The sequence below is a fragment of the Henriciella sp. AS95 genome, assembly GCF_038900055.1.
Classification (GTDB): Bacteria; Pseudomonadota; Alphaproteobacteria; order Caulobacterales; family Hyphomonadaceae; genus Henriciella.
This window is the reverse complement of sequence record NZ_JBBMQM010000001.1, coordinates 2,337,759-2,356,444: the sequence shown is the minus strand read 5'-3', so window position 1 is coordinate 2,356,444 and position 18,686 is coordinate 2,337,759. Positions and strand designations below refer to the sequence as shown.

Annotated in this window: 15 protein-coding genes and 1 tRNA gene; 4 read left to right on the top strand and 12 right to left on the bottom strand. The window is 55.7% G+C overall.

Annotation, left to right across the window (positions count from 1 at the left end):
- Positions 1-63 precede the first annotated feature (63 nt).
- Together WNY37_RS11680 and prfB are read left to right on the top strand one after the other, a co-directional pair.
- A complete protein-coding gene (locus WNY37_RS11680; protein ID WP_342973567.1) occupies positions 64-2,640 on the top strand; it encodes a penicillin-binding protein 1A in 2,577 nt (858 codons plus the stop codon).
- Between the two features lie 62 nt (positions 2,641-2,702).
- Positions 2,703-3,816 (top strand): peptide chain release factor 2 gene (gene prfB / locus WNY37_RS11675; protein ID WP_342973566.1). Its coding sequence is split into 2 segments (ribosomal slippage): positions 2,703-2,771 and positions 2,773-3,816, totalling 1,113 coding nucleotides; the frame shifts between segments, so codons are not numbered across the junction.
- A gap of 68 nt (positions 3,817-3,884) precedes the next feature.
- Here prfB and WNY37_RS11670 read toward each other — a convergent pair.
- The 3 genes from WNY37_RS11670 to WNY37_RS11660 all read right to left on the bottom strand — a co-directional run bounded on the left by WNY37_RS11670 (position 3,885) and on the right by WNY37_RS11660 (position 6,281).
- On the bottom strand, positions 3,885-4,433 hold the full coding sequence (locus WNY37_RS11670; RefSeq protein ID WP_342973565.1) for a polymer-forming cytoskeletal protein: 549 nt from the start codon (positions 4,431-4,433) through the stop codon (positions 3,885-3,887).
- Positions 4,417-5,634, bottom strand: a complete 1,218-nt coding sequence (locus WNY37_RS11665; RefSeq protein ID WP_342973564.1) for a M23 family metallopeptidase — start codon at positions 5,632-5,634, stop codon at positions 4,417-4,419. The genes WNY37_RS11670 and WNY37_RS11665 overlap by 17 nt, the downstream gene beginning before the upstream one ends.
- Before the next feature lie 191 nt (positions 5,635-5,825).
- Complete coding sequence (locus WNY37_RS11660; protein WP_342973563.1) at positions 5,826-6,281, bottom strand: peroxiredoxin; 456 nt, start codon at positions 6,279-6,281, stop codon at positions 5,826-5,828.
- Between the two features lie 76 nt (positions 6,282-6,357).
- Between WNY37_RS11660 and WNY37_RS11655 the strand changes: the two genes are divergently transcribed.
- Positions 6,358-9,780 carry a DUF3971 domain-containing protein gene (locus WNY37_RS11655; RefSeq protein ID WP_342973562.1) on the top strand — a complete coding sequence of 1,141 codons (3,423 nt, stop codon included), beginning with the start codon at positions 6,358-6,360 and terminating at the stop codon, positions 9,778-9,780.
- 26 nt (positions 9,781-9,806) lie between these two features.
- Here the strand turns inward: WNY37_RS11655 and mazG are convergent, their stop codons facing one another.
- The 7 genes from mazG to WNY37_RS11620 form a co-directional block, all read right to left on the bottom strand.
- A complete protein-coding gene (gene mazG, locus WNY37_RS11650) occupies positions 9,807-10,604 on the bottom strand; it encodes a nucleoside triphosphate pyrophosphohydrolase (RefSeq protein ID WP_342973561.1) in 798 nt (265 codons plus the stop codon).
- 212 nt (positions 10,605-10,816) lie between these two features.
- A complete protein-coding gene (locus WNY37_RS11645) occupies positions 10,817-11,629 on the bottom strand; it encodes an MBL fold metallo-hydrolase (RefSeq protein WP_342973560.1) in 813 nt (270 codons plus the stop codon).
- Positions 11,626-12,402 carry a TatD family hydrolase gene (locus tag WNY37_RS11640; protein ID WP_342973559.1) on the bottom strand — a complete coding sequence of 259 codons (777 nt, stop codon included), beginning with the start codon at positions 12,400-12,402 and terminating at the stop codon, positions 11,626-11,628. The genes WNY37_RS11645 and WNY37_RS11640 overlap by 4 nt, the downstream gene beginning before the upstream one ends.
- Positions 12,403-12,412: 10 nt before the next feature.
- Positions 12,413-13,357, bottom strand: coding sequence for a hypothetical protein (locus WNY37_RS11635; RefSeq protein ID WP_342973558.1), 945 nt, complete (start codon positions 13,355-13,357; stop codon positions 12,413-12,415).
- On the bottom strand, positions 13,358-13,984 hold the full coding sequence (gene tmk / locus WNY37_RS11630) for a dTMP kinase (RefSeq protein ID WP_342973557.1): 627 nt from the start codon (positions 13,982-13,984) through the stop codon (positions 13,358-13,360).
- Complete coding sequence (locus tag WNY37_RS11625; RefSeq protein ID WP_342973556.1) at positions 13,981-15,144, bottom strand: D-alanyl-D-alanine carboxypeptidase family protein; 1,164 nt, start codon at positions 15,142-15,144, stop codon at positions 13,981-13,983. The genes tmk and WNY37_RS11625 overlap by 4 nt, the downstream gene beginning before the upstream one ends.
- 96 nt (positions 15,145-15,240) lie before the next feature.
- On the bottom strand, positions 15,241-16,296 hold the full coding sequence (locus WNY37_RS11620) for a septal ring lytic transglycosylase RlpA family protein (RefSeq protein ID WP_342973555.1): 1,056 nt from the start codon (positions 16,294-16,296) through the stop codon (positions 15,241-15,243).
- Positions 16,297-16,808: 512 nt separating this feature from the next.
- Here WNY37_RS11620 and WNY37_RS11615 point away from each other — a divergent pair.
- Positions 16,809-16,898, top strand: a tRNA-Ser gene (locus WNY37_RS11615).
- A 42-nt stretch (positions 16,899-16,940) separates the two neighbouring features.
- Here the strand turns inward: WNY37_RS11615 and WNY37_RS11610 are convergent.
- Both WNY37_RS11610 and WNY37_RS11605 read right to left on the bottom strand, forming a co-directional pair.
- Positions 16,941-17,561 (bottom strand): response regulator, encoded by a 621-nt coding sequence (locus WNY37_RS11610; protein ID WP_342973554.1) that lies wholly within the window; start codon positions 17,559-17,561, stop codon positions 16,941-16,943.
- Entirely contained in the window at positions 17,548-18,681 is a 1,134-nt protein-coding gene (locus WNY37_RS11605) for an ATP-binding protein (RefSeq protein ID WP_342973553.1), read from the bottom strand. Before WNY37_RS11605 ends, WNY37_RS11610 begins: the two co-directional genes overlap by 14 nt.
- Positions 18,682-18,686: the final 5 nt, after the last annotated feature.

Below are 18,686 nucleotides of genomic sequence, written 5' to 3'. Positions count from 1 at the left end.
GTCTGGCCAGACTGTGTTGCGACATAGCGCATTCAGCAGGGTTTAGCGCAGACTGGAATTCAAATGACTGACGAGACAGCGAAGAAGCGGTTTCTGACCTGGAAGCTTGCACGGCGTGTGGCGATCGGGATTTTTATCCTGGTAGCGCTCTGTTTTATAGCGTTGTTTCTGTGGGTGGCGTCGCTAGCCCGTGACCTGCCATCGCACCAGCGACTGGCATCCTACGAGCCACCGATCACGTCCCGCGTCCATGCCGGTGACGGCACACTCATCGCCGAATTCGCTGAAGAACATCGGGTCTTCGTGCCGATCGAATCAATTCCAGATCATGTCGTTCAGGCTTTTGTTGCCGCGGAGGACAAGAAGTTCTTCTCGCATAGCGGCCTGGACTATGTCGGCATCCTGCGGGGCGCGATCAACTCGGCGAAGATCAAGCTGACCGGTGGAGGAAATCTGCAAGGTGGTTCGACGATTACCCAGCAGGTCGCCAAGAACATGCTGCTAACCCGTGACCAGACGATTCAGCGCAAGGTCAAGGAAGCCATAATCGCGCGGCGAATGGAAAAGGCATTCACAAAAGACGAGATCATCGAACTTTACCTGAATGAGATCTATCTCGGTGCCCGCTCCTATGGTGTGGGTTCGGCCGCGTTGCTCTATTTCAACAAGTCACTGCCAGAACTGAATCTTTCCGAAGCCGCGATCCTGGCATCTCTTGCCAAAGCGCCATCTGCAGTGAACCCATATCGTCGACCAGAGAGATTGCTCGCGCGGCGCAATTATGTGCTCTCGCGGATGGTCGAAGATGGATACATTTCGAACGAAGAGGCCGAAGCTGCAAAAGAACGCCCGCTTGAAGTAACCGAACGCCTGCGGGGACCCGAGTACGCGGCCGCGACTTATTTCGTGCAGGAACTGCGGAAGCAGCTTATCGAGCAATACGGAGAAGAAGCGCTACAACGGGGCGGATTGTCAATTCGCACGACGATTGACACGACACTGCAGCTGGAAGCGCAAGAAGCCCTGCAAAACGGCCTGGAATCCTATGACCGCCGCCACGGGTATCGCGGCCCATTCGCAACAGTCGATCCAGACGGAAATGTTGCCGAGCAGCTGCGTGACCTGACCTTGCCACCCGGTTTCGGCACCTGGGAAGCCGGAATGATCACGCAAGTGTCGAACAGCGGCGCGACAGTTACACTGAATGATGCCCGGATGACATCCATCTCCAAGGAGGACGTGGAGTGGGCCAAAGGATTCAAGGACGCTGACACCGGACGCAGTGGCTTGAGCAAGGGCGATGTTGTCCTGGTCGAAGTCGAGCGTACCGAAGAACGTCGACCGGGAAGCGACGAAAGCGGCGCTGCCGACGACGACGCTGCGGAAGACGACTGGATATACGTCCCCGCCAAGACCGCTATTCTCAGGCAGGTTCCCGCAGTGGAAGGCGCGATCGTTGCGCTGGATCCGCATACAGGACGCGTTCTCGCAATGGTCGGTGGGTATTCCTTCTTCAAGAGCCCGTTCAATCGGGTTACTCAAGCCGTGCGTCAGCCAGGTTCATCCTTCAAGCCATTCGTCTACGGTGCCGCACTGGAGAATGGCTACACGCCATCGACGCGAATCCTCGACGCTCCTTTCGTCTACTATGACGAATTTACTGATGAGACCTGGAAGCCGGAAAACTATTCCGCCGGACGCTCCTACGGTGAAGTGACGATGCGCACGGCGCTGGAGCGGTCTTTCAACCAAGTCACTGCGCGCGTTGCGGTGGATATTGGTATGCCGGCTGTGTCCGAGTTTGCAGAGCGGTTCGGACTGTACGACGACTTGCCGCCATACCCAGCCATGTCTCTTGGTTCAGGGGAGACAACGCCGTGGCGTCTGGCAAAGGGTTATGCGGCATTCGTGAATGGCGGCAAGGAAGTAACCCCGACGCTTCTGGACCGCGTTCAGGATCGTCATGGCACCACGATGTACAAACATGACACACGTCCCTGCGAAGGATGCGCTGCGGAAGAGTGGGACGGTGAACTGCCCCCCGAACTCCCAGACAATAGAGAGCAACTTGTCGATCCGATCATTGCGTATCAGATCGTGCATATGCTTGAAGGTGTGGTCGAACGCGGGACGGCGCGACGAGCCGCCCGAATTGGCAAGCCTCTGGCTGCCAAGACAGGCACAACCAACGATTATGTCGACGCCCTGACCTTTGGATTTTCTCCTGACCTGGTTGTTGGCATCTGGGTTGGGTTCGATACACCTAAGACACTTGGAGAAGGCGAGGCCGGTGGCTCTGTTGCTGGTGTGATCTTCACTGAGTTTATGGAAAAGGCGCTTGCCGATGAACCGGCTTTGCCATTCCGTATTCCGCCCGGCGTGCGCCTGGTTTCCGTTGATCATGACACGGGCGGCCTGCCGACAGGCGGTTCTGGCGAAATTATCGTTGAAGCGTTCCGACCCGGCACCGAACCCGGGGCTGTCTTCGATGACCGCGGCGGTTTTTCAATATCCGGCAATCGCGGCGCGTCCGAGGGGAATGAGGGCGATACCAGTGATCCATTTTCGGAAGGGCTGCCGTTTGATCCGGAAGACACGCCAGACGATGTGGCTGACGAAAGCCTGAGCGACATTTATTGACGCCGTGCGCTGAATTGTGCATCGCCTGACGTTCAATTTTCGACTTTTAATCAAGGCTCATCATGTCCACCGAAATCAACTCCCTCCTTGAGGAAATCAAGCAGTCCAGCGAGCTGCTGAGGAGGCGTCTTTGACTGGGACGTCGCTGAAAAACGCCTGGATGAACTGAACGCGCTTTCTGAACAGCCTGAATTTTGGAATGACCCCGAAGAGGCCCGCAAGCTGATGGCTGAACGCCAGCGGCTCGATGATGGCATCAAGCTGGTTCTGGCGCTGGAGCGAGAAGTCGACGATGGCGCAGAGCTTCTCGAACTGGCAGACGGTGATGAGGCCATGGTCGATGAAGTCAGGGCGTCTCTGACTGCTACACGGGAAAAAGCGGCGAAGGCTGAACTGCAGGCACTCCTGTCCGGAGAGGTCGATGCGAACGACTGCTACATGCAGATTAATGCGGGCGCTGGCGGGACTGAAAGCCAGGACTGGGCATCAATGTTACGGCGCATGTATGTGCGGTGGGCAGAAAAAAATGGCTACAAGGTCGAAGAAGAAGACGCCCATGATGGGGACGAGGCGGGCATCAAGTCCGCTACGCTTCTGATCTCGGGGCACAATGCATATGGCTGGCTGAAATCGGAAACAGGCGTGCACCGCCTTGTCAGGATTTCTCCGTACGATTCGTCTGCACGCAGGCATACATCTTTCGCTTCGGTGACAGTGTCGCCGGTCATTGATGAGTCGATCGAAATCGACATCGACCCATCTGACGTGCGAACGGACACGTATCGCTCATCCGGGGCAGGGGGGCAGCACGTCAACAAGACCGATTCTGCGGTTCGTTTGACGCATGACCCCACCGGTATCGTTGTCGCGTGTCAGGCTGGACGATCGCAGCACCAGAACCGAGCGAAAGCGTGGGAAATGTTGCGGTCCAAACTCTACGAGCTGGAACTCCAGAAGCGCCGCGAGGCGGTACAGGACAGTCACGACTCCAAATCCGACATAGGTTGGGGGCATCAAATTCGCTCATATGTGCTGCAACCCTATCAACTCGTGAAAGACCTGCGCACCAATCACGAAACGTCTGATACTTCCGGCGTTCTGGATGGCAATCTGGATGATTTCCTGAGCGCAGCTCTTGCCCATTCAGTTGGTGTGGATGCAGGCGCAGACGAATAAAAAAAACGCCCTTCGCAAACTATGCGAAGGGCGCCTTCCTAAATTGAGGTCTCTGAAGCTTAAAGGCTTTAGGAAACAGCCGTCGACGATGAGCCACCGAACGGTCGGACCGTAGAACCGGCGCTCGTGCTACCCGACGGCGAAGACGAGCTAGACGTCGTCGACGACTTGTCAGAGTTTGCAGCTTTAGGCGCGGAGCTCTGAAGCGGATCCTGATCGTGCTTCACCTGGCCTTCAAACATGGCGTTTGGCTGAATGCTGAGGGACGAGTGAATAATGTCGCCGTGGACTTTGGCGCCGGTTTCCAGTTCAACCTTGCGCGCGCGGATCGAGCCGCGGACTTCACCTTTGACCTTTACAGCCTCAGCGCGCACTTCACCGACAACGCGTCCGCTTGCTCCGATTGTGATATCTGCCGCATTAACGTCACCGTCGACAGTGCCGTCGATCTGCAAAGCGCCTTCGGATGAAATCGAACCGTTGATTTCCATGTCGCCGCAAATGATCGAGGCGGCGGAGCGAGCCGTTGGCTTCGATGCCGCTCCACGAATTGCGTCCTGCGCAGGATTTCCACTTGGAGTGGCTGCGTCTGTATCTTTGTTAGTTTTGGTGAACATGCTTACCCGCCTTCAGAAATTCTACTGGATCGTAGGGTTTATCATTGAACCATACCTCATAATGGAGGTGTGGCCCAGTGCTTCGGCCAGTTGAGCCCATGGCACCTACGACATCGCCAATCGCAATCGGGTCACCTTTTTTCACATTGATGCGCTTGAGGTGAGCATAACGCGACTTGAAGCCGTGGCCGTGGTCGACCTCCACGAGGCGCCCGTAGCCGGAGCGCGTTCCCGCGAAGCTGACGACACCAGGGCCGGTCGCTGTAATGGGTGCATTCCAATAGGCGCCAATGTCGACACCATTGTGCCAGCCTGGACGCTTATTGAACGGGTCAACACGCAGACCGTAATTAGACGTGAGCCGCCAATTGACACCCACTGGGTCTGCGAGAGGAAGATTCGAAACGACTTCTTCGTAATAACGAGCTTCTTCCATTCGGGCCGCAACTTGTGCAACGCGCTCGGCAAAAGCGGCTTCTTCGGGCGTATTGAATTCGCCTTTGGCAAGGCTGGCAAATTCGACGACCGGACCGCCCATTTCCTGGTTGTTACCTATGCGGTTGCTGCCGACGGCGGTCAGGCGAAGCACGCCTCTTGCTTCTTCAGCGCGCTCGACGGCGATTTCCTCGACCTCGTCGAGAAACGCCTGTTGTTCTCTCTGAATTTCACCGATCTGACCACGAAGGCCAACATTCGTTGCGTCGCCTTCCTGAAAGCTGTCCGATGGACGTGACTGGCGACGGTCGGCTTCATCGATAGACGCGTTCACGAGAAGGGGGGCATCATTGCCGCGCAGGGCTGCTGCCTCGAGTTCGCCGCCATTTTTGAGGGTATTCAGAAGGGTTTCAAGTGTCTGATGCCGGCGCTCGAAATTAACGGTGGCGTCCTGGAAAGCTTCGGTACGTTCGACAAGTTGGGAGCGTGAAAGCGCGTCGCGTGCGCGAAGTTCCTGCACCCATCTTTCATATTTGTCGATTTCGTATTGGCCGCTGGCGACAACGCCTTGCTTTGGCATGAAGACCAGATTTGCAGTGGCGTAGAGGGACCAGCCGACAGCCGCTGCAACCGCAGCAGCAAGAATGGCCTGTTGGGAGGGAGAGATAGTAAAGTAGCGAACGGTGCCACCACTACGGTGATAGATTTGACGCTCGGGGAAGAGGCGACTGAAAAGTTCGCGAACCTTCATCGTCTTCTTTTTCATTTACGCGCCTGCCCTTCGTGTACTCTAATCTGTCGTAATCACTACGACCGCTCCCCAGCTGCAAACAGTAGTAACTCAATTCGCCCTGTTGCGAAAAGGGTACGATTCCACATTTCTTCCGACTTTTTTCACAGCGAGGTAAAACAGCGCTTAAGAAACGGGAAAAAGATGAGTCCCATCAATCGCTTTGCCTAAATTGTGGTCAGAACTGTTTTTGCATGTTCTTTGACTTTCACCTTGCGCCAGACACTCCGAATCACGCCGTCAGGACTGATGATGAAGGTTGAACGCTCGATTCCCATGTATTTGCGTCCGTACATGTTCTTTTCGACCCAGACTCCAAACGCTTCGCAAGCCGCGCCGTCTTCGTCGCTGGCCAAGCGTATCGTGAGTTCCTGTTTGGCGATAAACTTTTCATGTGATGCGAGGGAATCGCGCGATATGCCAACGACTTCATAGCCTTTCTCAGCGAAGTCAGCCTTCAAGGCACTAAAATCCTTGGCTTCATTCGTGCAGCCCGGAGTGTTGTCTTTCGGGTAAAAAAAGAGGACCAGACCACCATCAGTCGGAACTTTGAGGTTTGATTCGCCGGTCGCCGGGAGTTCGAGTTTCGGCGCTTTACCGCCTTCTGCCAGAGCTGCAGTCATGATTGGATTTGTCCTATTTCTGCTTCAATAAGGTCCTAGCGTATTTTGATGATCGAATTCGAGAGGAAAGGCTGATTTGGTTCGACAAACTGCCACAGTCGTAACGCTTGAGCTGATCGGCGGAATTCTTCTGCTGGCGGTCGCGGCAGTTGTTATCCTCGCCTTTTTGCTGGCAAGCGGTCCGGTTGAGCTCAATATTTTCAAGGCTGACGTTGAACGGGCGCTGGAAGAAGCCCGTGATGGGCGAGACGTTTCGATCGAACGCCTGACGCTTCAATGGTCGCCATCAGACCGTCAGATGATCGTCGCCGCCGACAATCTCAAACTTTCTGACCAGAGCGGGGAGACAGCCGGCGAAGCGGACCGCGCTATCATTACGCTCGATGCAGGATCACTTGTTTTCGGTAAAGCGGAAGTTCTTCAAACGGAGTTGGAAGGCGGCTGGGCCCGGGTGCAGCAGACGTCTCCGACGCAATGGACATTTGCTGGCGAGCCGCTTCCTGAGTTCGAGGCGAGAGGCCTTCCGGAAACCGCTGAACAATGGTTGAGTCTGAGTGATCGAGTGCTCGGTGATATTCTTGGGGGTTTGAAGGCCACCCGCGGAACGGGGTCACTGGAGCGCGCATCCATCGCAGATTTTGAGCTTCGCTTCGTTCAGGCCGATGGCGATGAGCTCGGGACAATGGCGTCCGCATCAGGGGCGCTGATCCGCGATGAAGGGGGCCTGCAGATAAGCCTGCAAGGAAGCGGGAGCGGCATTGGACTGCCGGGCGATCTTGATGCCGTCATGCGGGTACCGACAGATTATGACAGGCTCGGTCTGGATGTGGGAATCGTAAACTGGAGCCTTGGAGACCTTGCGTCCCGCCTGGGCGCGACGGAGGGAAGGGTTTCCGGCTTCCCGGCCGATATAACTTTTGTTTTCATGTTCGAGCCGGGCCAGGGCTTTACCCAATTTGGCTTAAAAGCTGAAGCGCAGGATGGTGAACTTCAGTTTGGTGGAAACTCGTTTGACATAGACGATCTGGTATTCGACGTGGCCTATGATCCAGCGGAGGACGAGATTCAGGTCAACTCCGCCACTTTATCGTCCGAACGAGTTGAGGCCACGTTCTCAGGCTTGATTCAGCACGCTGTTTCCAGCGATACACCAATCGAATTCGATCTGACGTCCGACGATGTATCTCTGGATTTTACGCCGTATTTCCCCAAAGCCTGGGACTTCCGAAACGTATCTCTCGACGGCGCTATAAGCACGGGCTTTGATCAGCTCACCTTGGACTCGTTCGATTATACGACCGCAGGCACAAAGTTTTCTGGCGAATTGACAGCGCGTTTGCCGAACGACGATGACGTTACAGGGTCATTTCCAGCCTTTCTTGATATTACCGGAGAAATCGACGGGGAGCTGTCGGTCCAGCAGACCCTCGACTTCTGGCCCGAAACCCTCGGAGAAGGCGCGCGACGCTTCACCGTTCGCAACATTACCAACGGCAAGGCCACAGCTGGCGATGTCCGGCTTAGCCTGAAACCGGATAGTTTCGCTGAAGGCTTTCTCCGCGACGAGGATCTGGAGGTCAGTTTTTTCGTCGAAGACGCAGAAGTGCGCTTCCTGGAAGATTTTCCACCGGTCAACGACGGTGTCGGTTCTGCTAAACTGACCGGAAATGGGTTCTCCGTTCAGCTGAATAGCGGGGAATATGGCGGTTGGCGGTTGAGCGAGGGGGCTGTCCAGTTCTCCAAGTTCAATCCAAAAGGCGAGTTGTTCAGGGTATTCGCTCGAGGGCAGGGCCCCGCAGTAGAAGCTATGCGCATCTTGTCCGACTCCCGTTTGCAGATCGAAGCCAAGTCGGGCTTCGACCCGGATCGCATTTCCGGCGATGCGGAAATGACTTTCGAAATGTTCCGGCCGGCTCTTGAGAATGTTCCGATGGAAGAGGTCGACATCACGGTTTCGGGCACAATCCAGGACGCTGGACTGAAAAACGTCGTGCCAGGCCTCGACCTCACCGCTGGTGAAGTAGAGCTGCAGTTCTCCGACAACAATCTTATTCTGACCGGTTTTGGCGATGTCGGGCCGGCGCCGGTTCAATTCACCTGGCGTGATGATCTCGACGATGACGGCCTGCCTGCCAACCTGTCTGCCAGCGCGTTTATCTCGCCAGATTTTCTCAACCGTTTCGGTTTCATCGGCAGAGCCTATGTCAGTGGTGACATTCCCGTGGAGCTGCAGGCGCTGGTATCTTCCGAAGGCGTAGACAGCGTGGAGGTCGGGTTTGAGCTTCAGCAAAGCCGGATCGATGTTTCTGAGGTTGGATGGATCAAGCCCGCTGGCCAGCCCGCTCAGGCAACGGTGTCTTACGACGCCAAGAGCGAAAGTTCGGCATCCACATTTGTTTTCAATAGCGAGCAAGCGAAGTTCGACGGTGACGTTGAGCTCGCCGACACCGGTCAACTGCAATCGCTGAATGTGCGTCATGCGTTTCTCAAGGACTTTCTCGATGTCAGCGGTACGATCAGTCGTACAGACGACGACACATTCGAAAGCACGCTCAGCGGCGCCTTTCTGGATGCGAGTGCATTCTTCGGAGACTTCAGCGCGGCTGGTGGTGCGGGAAGTATCGCATTTCCGTTGAAGCTGGATGCGCGTCTCGACACGCTTCGGTTGCGCAAGGGGTTAGACCTGACCGACGCCAGTCTCGCCTTTGAAAGTAGCAAATCAGGTGTGCGCCAGGTTTTCGCGAACGGCCTTATCGGCAATGGTGGCGGCAGCATTCAGGCAGTTTACAAAGGGCCAACAATCGATGACGCCGCTTATGTCGAGCTGAAGAGCGATGATGCGGGGTTCTTCATGACCGGCATGCTGGGTCAGGACTTTCTGTCCGGTGGATCACTTGAATTGTCGGGCACGCTATCGCGTGGCAACGAGCCAGCGCGCCTGCGCTTGTCTCTCGACAATGTTCGCATGCAGGAAGCCCCGTTTCTTACGCAGGTTTTGTCTCTCGCGTCACTTCGCGGCCTCGCCGACACGCTCAGCGGGGAAGGGGTATTATTCACCAATATCGATGTTCCAGTCACAATCGCGGGCGAGCGGTTTATCGTTGAAGGTGCCCGTGCCAACGGGCCAGCACTTGGGCTGACCATGAATGGTTGGTTTGATCAATCATCGAACGAAATTCGCATCAGCGGCGTTCTCGTGCCGAGCTTTGGCGTCAACTCGATGCTGGGTGGAGTGCCAATTATTGGCGACCTGTTCGTCGGCCGCGATGGCGAGGGCATTTTCTCGCTGACCTATTCGGTTCGTGGTTCGCCGGATAAGGCGCAAGTGGCAATCAATCCGCTTTCGGCCGTGACGCCCGGAATTTTGAGACGAATCTTCGAAAACCCAGCAGACACATCAATTCCAGATAGTTTGCCAACCGATCCGAACCTGACGCCGCCCGCACCGCCAATGCCGGATGCTGAGTTCATTCCGTCCGCGCCAGGCGCAGACCAGTAAAAATGGTCGCTGTCCGCGGCCAGCCATCATTCAGTTTGTTTGACGCGTTTCCAGAGTTTGTCTTGCTCGTCCAGAGACAGAGATGCAAAGTCCTGATTGTCTTGTATGGCCAGCAGTTCCATCTTCTTGAACCGGCGTTCGAACTTTGCGGTAGCTTTTCTCAGCGCAATTTCCGGGTCGAGCTTGAAGCGCCGCGCCAAATTGGCGACGACAAACAACAGATCGCCGATCTCGTCCTCGATATTTTCTAAATTACCGCTGGCAATTGCGTCACTTACTTCGTCTGTTTCCTCAGCAACTTTGTCGAGAATATCTTCGGGATTGGTCCAGTCGAATCCGGTGCGCGCCGCGCGCTTCTGAAGCTTTTCTGCGCGCATCAGCGCTGGGAGGGCGTTCGCCACACCATCGAGTGCGGACACATCGCCGGTCTTTTTAGAGCGCTCACTGGCTTTTATTTCCTCCCAGGCGAACGTTTGCTCCTCAGCTGTGTGATACGCCGCATCAGAAAAGACATGAGGGTGACGCCGGATCATCTTGTCATTGATGGATCGCGCAACGTCTTCGACCGTGAACAGACCAGCCTCACTCGCCATCTGACTGTGAAAAACGACCTGTAAGAGCAAATCACCGAGTTCGTCACGCAGGTCATCAAAATCTGCTCGTTCGATCGCATCAGCGACCTCATACGCTTCTTCGATTGTATAAGGCGCAATTGTCTCGAATGTCTGCTCAACATCCCACGGGCAACCGGAGTCTGGATCACGCAGCTTCGCCATAATGGTTTTCAACCGGTCAAATTCGGTGGGCGGGGGAGGAGGGGACATGGCGGTCGCCTTATTCAGTTCGATCTGCTCGAAACGTTAATAGCTGATTCATGAAGGTCTACAGCGGGATCAACCTGTAAATCGAACCTGGTCGTTCACGGAAGAGCATGAGTCAGTTGCACGACTGACCACAGCGCTGACGCCTAAATCTATCGAACCAAGCTTATGCCGAAGATTGCATAATCTATATTATGGGAAATGCGGGATCTGGATTAGGCTGTGAAATCAATGCAAAGGCCGTCATAGGCGGGGCGCACATGGTCAGGCAGTTCTCTACACAGTGTCTGATAGTCCATATCGATATGCAGGTTCGTGAGAAACGCTTTCTGAGGCTGAATGCGCTCAATCCAGTCTAACGCGCGCTCAAGATGAGCATGGCTTGGGTGTGGCTTATAACGTAGTGCATCGACGATCAGCACGTTCGTTCCGGAAAGCTGATCGAAGCTCTCGTCTGGCAGATCGTGAAGATCGTTGCAGTAAGCCAGTTCTCCGACGCGGAACCCAAGACTGATGATGCGCCCGTGATATTGTTTGACTGGAAGTAATTTGAGAGCCCCGCCTTCGCCGGTCACGGAAAACGGCTGTTCGGGCTCGATGAGCGGATTGAGGTCCAGTATCGGAGGATAGCCCCCCTTCCCCTGGAAGCAGTACTCGAATCTCGACGTTAAGGTCGAAGCCGTCGCTGCATCCATATAGGTTGGTATCTGTCTTCCCATTCTGAGAGCCAGAGCGCGCACGTCATCTATGCCGTGGCTCTGATCCGCGTGATCATGCGAATAAACCAGACCATCCAAATGCGACACACGCGCATCCAGCAGCTGTTCGCGAAGATCAGGCGCGGAATCGATCAAGACACGCGTACAAGTGTCAGGGGCCGCGAGGTTGCCTAGATCGATCAAAACGCTGCAACGTCGACGGCGATTGCGATGCTCGCTGGGATCACAGACTCCCCAGTCGTTTCCCACGCGCGGTACGCCGCCCGAAGATCCTGTGCCAAGAAACGTCAGCCGTGCCGTGTTGCTCATGTGCGCGCAACTTTTTTGAATAAATTTAATGCATTATTCTGGCAAATTGATGCAATTTCTTCACGAGTGTGGCCTTTCAACTCGGACAGTGCGTCCGCGACGTGAGGCAGATATGACGGCTCATTTCGGCGTCCGCGATATGGAACTGGTGCAAGATATGGGCAGTCAGTTTCGAGGATGATCTTGTCCAAGGGAACCGTGCTGATGACCGCTCTGACGTCTTTCGCGCTTTTGAACGACAAGATGCCAGACACAGACACGTAGGCACCCAGCTGAAGGCCTCGGTCGGCCAGGTCCTGACCTCCCGTGTAGCAATGCAACAGGATCTGGAACCCGCCTTTGGCATGTTCTTCTTCGAGTATATCGCCCGTCAACTCATCGGCTTCTCGCGTGTGAACAACCAATGGCAGCCCTGTTTCGCGTGCTGCAGTGATATGCCGGCGGAAGTGGGCGACCTGATCGGCCTCATTCGAATATCCGTAATGAAAATCGAGCCCGGTCTCACCAATGGCGACAGTTTTCGGGTCGTTGGCGGCATCAATGAGGGCCTTGACCGGAAGGTCTGTAAAGTCCTTGGCATGGTGAGGATGGACGCCGACTGTGTTCCAAATGTCTGGATTGGCTGCCGAGATGGCTTTGACGCGCTCGTAATTGTCATATCGGTCGCAGATGGCGAGAAAGCGCGTGACTCCGGCAGCTCTGGCGCGCGCCAAAACGTCTTCCAGGTCATCACTGAAAGCATCCGCGTGCAGGTTTACATGGGTATCAAACATGTCGGCGGTTCTACCGACCATGAAAGGCAGATTGAAGACAGCCTACCAGTTTAGATGCAGCCTGAATGGCCGGCATGTGCAAATTTCGCTGCGAGGATACAATTCTCTGGCTCTCGAACCATGTTGAGGCCCAGCCTGCATCGCTCTGCGTTCGAGCTTCAAGCCAATCCAGGACTTCTGAAGCAAAAACTCGGAAAGCTGTGTCGTCCTCAGCCGCTGAAGCGATCGCCTGAGATAATACAGCCTCATTCGGTCGTGGCATGGCCTTTAGCAAACTTTGGGCTGCATTCGCGGCCGCCAGAACCTTGGCACCCATCAGTTCTTCGGCTCGCCCAGGACGTCCCTTAACAAGTGACACTACGGCATCCGTACTTTCGGTGCCGGATTCACTCAAAACTGAACGGGTTTGACCCTCATTCAATGCCTGCAGCCTCAGAGTTTGGCAACGCGAACGGATCGTTGGAAGGATCGGCGTTGTCATATGCGAAATCAGGAAAATAAGCGCCTTCGGTGGAGGTTCTTCGAGCGTTTTCAGCACCGCGTTGAGACCGCTGACATTCATCTCATCCAATGAGTCCAGTATTCCGATGCGCCATCCTCCTAGCGCCGGCTTCAGCGAAAAGAATGCGTTCAAGTCCCGGATCTGATCGACGGCAATGTCTTGTTTGAGCGCGCCCTTGTCATTCAGTTGCCGTTGGACATGCTTCAGATCTGGATGGCCCGACGATATGACCTTCTGCATGACAGGGTCGTCATCTGGAGCGCCGGCTGGATCTGCATCCGACGGTTTTGCGCCCAGAATAACGGATGCTAGCCGGGTTACGAAGCGAGCCTTGCCGATCCCGGATGGGCCTTCAATGATCCAAGCATGGTGAAGCCTGCCGCTGGCAAGCGCCGAAAGGAACTCCGCCTGCTGCGCGTCATGCCCATAAAGTGGAAGCGCTACTTTGGTCATCTATGAAGGCACTCTTTGGTCAATGACGTTCATCGCTGCGCGCAGGACCTCTTCGGGCGCCTGCATTGCGTCAAGCACGGCACATCGATCTGGCTCTGCCGTTGCGATGGCCAGAAACCTGTCTCGAACTTTACGGTGAAAATCCAATGGCCGTCGTTCGAAAACATCGCTTGTCCCACGTGCGTCTCGACGATTTATGAGCTTCTCCACCGGACCATCCATTACCAGCGTGATGTCCGGTGATGCGAGCTGCGTGACCTCCACCTGCATGAGGCGCAGCACCTCGTCTCCAACGCCCCCGATGCCCTGATAGACCCGAGTTGAATCTGCAAACCGATCACAGATCACCCATCGTCCACCCTCCAGTGCGGGAGCGATCTTCTTTTCGACATGGTCTGCGCGCGCGGCGTTCATCAGCAAGGCTTCTGCGATCGGGCTCCAATCGGACGCATCTGGTGGGTTGAGCACGAGATTGCGGATTTGTTCGGCCAGGACGGTGCCACCTGGCTCACGTGTCGTAACAATCTCAAGCCCGCGCGCAGAAAGTTCACGCTCCAGACCGCTGATCAAGGTCGACTTACCCGCACCCTCGCCGCCTTCTATCGTTATGAAGCAGCCACGGCTCATGACTCCGCAGCATCATTCCCCGAAAGCTTCAGGCTCAAGCCCTCAACCGCGCGACCGATGAAGCCGAGTTTCGCGACATTGTCGGTTGCCACGAGCGGAGCCGAAATCGGCTCGCTTTTGCCCTCAAGCGTGATCAACAGGGACCCGACCACATCGCCAGCAGTTATCGGGGCGACCAGCGGGCCGTCGTAAACAACTTCCATCTTCGCATCACCGAATGCACGTTTGTGGGCCGCGACCCGTACCGGCGCCTGCAATTTGACGCCAACTGTGCGCGTTTCACCGTTCCAGACCGGAAGCGTTGCGAGGGGCTCATCTGACGGCTCGATTGTTTTTGTGTCGAATGCGGTAAACGCCAAACGCATAAGGCGTTCCGCTTCGTCAGCGCGGGCCTGGGAGCTATCCAGACCGTTGATCACCAGGATGCGGCGCTTTCCGTCGCGGACGGCTGATGCGGTCAGGCCGTAACCCGAAATTTCGAGATGTCCTGTCTTGAGACCGTCGGCCCCATCCATCGAGTAGAGGAGAGGGTTTCGGTTGCCTTGCGTGATACCGTTCCAGGTCATCTCCTTTTCGGAGTAAAACCGGTAATATTGAGGGAATTTGTCGATTTCCATACGCGCAAGCCTGGCGAGATCGGCCGCCGAAATCACATGGCCCTCAGCGTAAAGACCGCTGGCATTCTTAAAGCTGGCCGAGTCGAGTCCCATATCTTGCGCAAGATCGGTCATGCGGTCTGCGAACGCTGATTCTGAACCGGCGAGGCCCTCGGCAAGCACGATACAGGCATCGTTGCCGGACAGGATAATGACACCCCGCAGAAGATTTTCCACGGTTGGCGTTTCATCTATCTTGAGGCCCATGGTGGAGCCGCCCGTAGCCCAGCCGCCTTCACGCCATGCGCGTTCGCTGACCGGTAGCGTGTCATCTAGCGCGATTTCGCCATCCTCAATCGCCTCATAAACAACGTGGGCCGTCATGATCTTCGTCATGGACGCCGGTATCATCGGCGCGTCGCCATTCTTGGAGAACAGGATATCCTGCGTCTCATAGTCCATGATGACCGCGAATTCGGCCTCGGTATCTATGAGTTGTGCGGACGCCGGCCACGCAGCGAGCGCGGCAACAGCGAGTGAGGTGCAAAGTCTGGTGAAATTCATGCTGCCTTTCTCCAGGTCGGGAGCGGTTGGGTGCCGCTTTCAGTCATGACCTAGAAAAAGGGCCGCTTTGAGACGGGCGTCAATGCCTGCCTGCAATTATCTCAGCACGACGAAGCCATCTTTGATGCCGCGTTGGCTCAGCTGGTATTTTGCCATATCTGCGGCGCTGCGGGTTGGGAATGGTCCAACAAGTACCCGGAAATAGTCGGCGCCCTGGACCCGAACCGATTCTATATCGACCGGAAACTGGCGACCGACCTGTGCATCCATGCCTTGCGCATTGCTGATATCGGCAAACGAGCCAACTTGTACAAAGATCTTCGGCTGGAATTTGGGCGCCGACGATGAATTATTCGGCGTTGCCGAGACCTGCAGCCGTTGTGGCGTAGGCAGTGCAGCCTCACGCACGGGGGCTGGCGTCAAATCCAGATCAGGTTTCGATGCCGGCGGTGTCGCGATCGCGATGCGAGCGGGCGTTGCGACTGCCTGACCGGGATCTGGAATACCCAGTGACGGCTCCATACCGCCCATCAGGATATCGCCGTAAAGGTCGGTACGCGGTTTCGCTTCAGCGTCGACGGGTACGATCGGCGGCAGCGCCTGAGTGGTGGGCGATGTTGCCTCAGCCACCATCACCGGCGACCTTTCGACAGCTGGGGCAGGACCCAGGTAGCGAACCGTGACCTCAGCTTCGCCTTGATCGATAATATCAAGGGCGGAAGCCGCTTTCATCGAGAGATCGATGATCCGGTCGTCGATAAACGGACCGCGATCATTCACGCGAACCACGATTTCCTTGCCGTTTTCCTCATTGATCACCTGCACGAGGCTCGGCAGTGGCAATGTGCGATGCGCTGCGGTCATGGCGTACATGTCAAAAGTTTCGCCATTGGCAGTCTGGTTGCCGTGGAACGCCTCACCATACCACGACGCAAGACCTGTTTCTTCCGAAGTCGCTTGAAGGAAGTCTGGCGTCACAGGCTCAGGGCGTTGAGCAGACAAAGTGTTGGATGCCTTGGCCCCCAGCACGAGGGAGCGCGGCGCGCCTGCAGTTTGCAAGGCAGGCTGGCGGGTCGTCGAGGCATCAGGCCAGGCCGGTGAAGATGTTCGGGCAGGCTGAGTGGCGCGCGGAGTCGATTCGATGCTCGCCATCTGAGCAGACGGGCGCTGAGCATTCTGTCCTGGGGTTCCAGGATATGAAAAATTCACCTTCGCACGTTGTTGTGGCGGCGCGGACGAATTCGTGCGCGTTACAGGTCCACGCCATGCGTCGTGAGTGGCTGAAGAATTGGCCTGAGGCACACTGCCCTGCCCCATATATTGAATTGGCGCGCCCGATCGGCGATCAGCAAAGGCATGGGGCGTGACGGAAACGCTGGCTGCGAGGGCCAATAATAGCGGATGGCTCAGGAGCTTCAGACTGGACATTCGAACCTCGTTCTGTGGTCGGTATTTAGCGTGCCTCAACTTCTGCAGAGCGCACGAATCAACTTCTGTCGATGATCCTGTTTACCATGGTGAGATGGATACAGGGTGAACATACGACGCAAATTTGGTTCGGGCCTGAAACGTCCTGTTAATAATTCGATGAATTGAGGCGAAAATGAGGTTCAGCGGCCCTATTGCATTTCATCGCACTTTGACCGAAACAGACGCCCGGCCACGGAGGAGTGGCAGAGTGGTTGAATGCGGCGGTCTTGAAAACCGTTGAGCGTGCGAACGTTCCGGGGGTTCGAATCCCTCCTCCTCCGCCACGGCCCATTTGTCCGATCTAATGATAAAGGCTTGAACGGATTTCAGTCGCCGAGACCGGCCGCGAAGGCAATGTGCAAGGCGGCCGACAAGCTCTTCACATCGAGCTTTTCCATCAAGTTGGAACGATGAATTTCGACGGTCCGTGGCGATATGTCGAGATCATTGGCAATGGCTTTGTTTGTTAAGCCATCAACAAGTCCATTCAACACGTCCCGCTCGCGTGGCGAGAGCTTCATGAGACGTTTTTCGGCATCGGCTTTCTGAAGGTTGCTTTTGGCTTTGCTGTCGAGGCGGTCAAAGGCCTCGTCGAGCGCCTGGAGCAGTACCTGTTTTTCGTACGGTTTCTCGACGAAATTCACTGCACCAGCCTTCATGGCCTGAACGGCAACTGACACATCACCGTGACCGGTCAGGACCACCACGGGCATCTCACAACCGCGTTCATTGAGCTCCTTTTGCACCTCGAGCCCATTTAGCTTTGGCATTTGCACATCAAGCAAAATGCAGCCTTTTTCGACACCACTCAGCGCTTCTAGAAAAGACACCCCATCCTTGTGCGTCTGAACACGATAACCTGCCAGGCGAAGCATGAAGCTTGCCGAATGGCGGATCGCTTCATCATCATCGACAAGATGCACCAGAGGTTTTTCAGTCTCGGTCATGGGTGCCCTCCGCTCTTTCCAGGGTGAATACGAATCGCGTGCCTCCCCCTGCGGCAGACACGGCCTCGATCGTGCCCCCGTGAGCTTCGACGATCGTTTTGCAGATTGAAAGTCCAAGCCCCATGCCTGTCGATTTCGTACTCGCCTGTGGCTTGAAGAGCTGGTCGGCTACATCTCGGTCGATACCGGGTCCGTTATCTTCGATCGATATCATGACCATGTCCTCCCCGACGACACTGGCTGAAAGCTTTATGCCGCAATCATCTGTGTCTTTCATCGCTTCAATCGCGTTTCGAACAATGTTGATCACAACTTGCTGAATCTGGATCGGGTCGACCAGTACATCAGGAATGTCTTCGGCGATGGAGATAGAGATACGGCAGACACCTTCTCCCATTTCTGTCTGCACGAGCTCAATCGCGTCGCTTATAAGCGGAACAAGTTCAGTTGGGCGCTTGTCGACTTCGCCGCGAGAGACGTAGTCGCGCAGTTTTCTAACAATCTGCCCGGCTCGGACCGATTGCTTTGCAGCTTCATTCAACGCTTCCTGAATCATCTTCATGGCTTCCTCATCCGGCGCATCGAGAAGGTCGCGAGCGGCTTCAAGGTAGTTCGTCACGACGGTAAGCGGCTGATTGAGCTCGTGTGCCAGCGCTGAAGCCATCGTGCCCACTGAGCTGAGGCGTGAAAAATGGACGAGTTCCGCCTGGAGGGCCTTCATGCGCGTCTCATTGCGACGCTGTTCTGTCAGGTCACGCATGAACGCTGTAAAAAGGTAGTGCTCGCCGATCTTGGCTTCACCGATCTTGAGATCGATGGGGAACAGGGTGCCATCCTTTCTGCGGGCTGTGACAGTGCGGCCGATTCCTATAATCTTGCGAATGCCCGTTTGCAGGTACCGAGAGATATAGGTGTCGTGGTTGGCCCTGTCTTTGCCCGCCATTAGCAGGCTGACATTCTGCCCTAAGACTTCATCTTCCGAATAACCGAACAGGGTCGATGAGGTATTACTGAATGCGGTAATGGCGCCCGTCTCATTAATGACAACCATGGCATCCGGGACCGACGCCATGATCGACCGGAAGTGTTGATGGAGCGCGTCAACGTCCATCTCCGCCATATTCA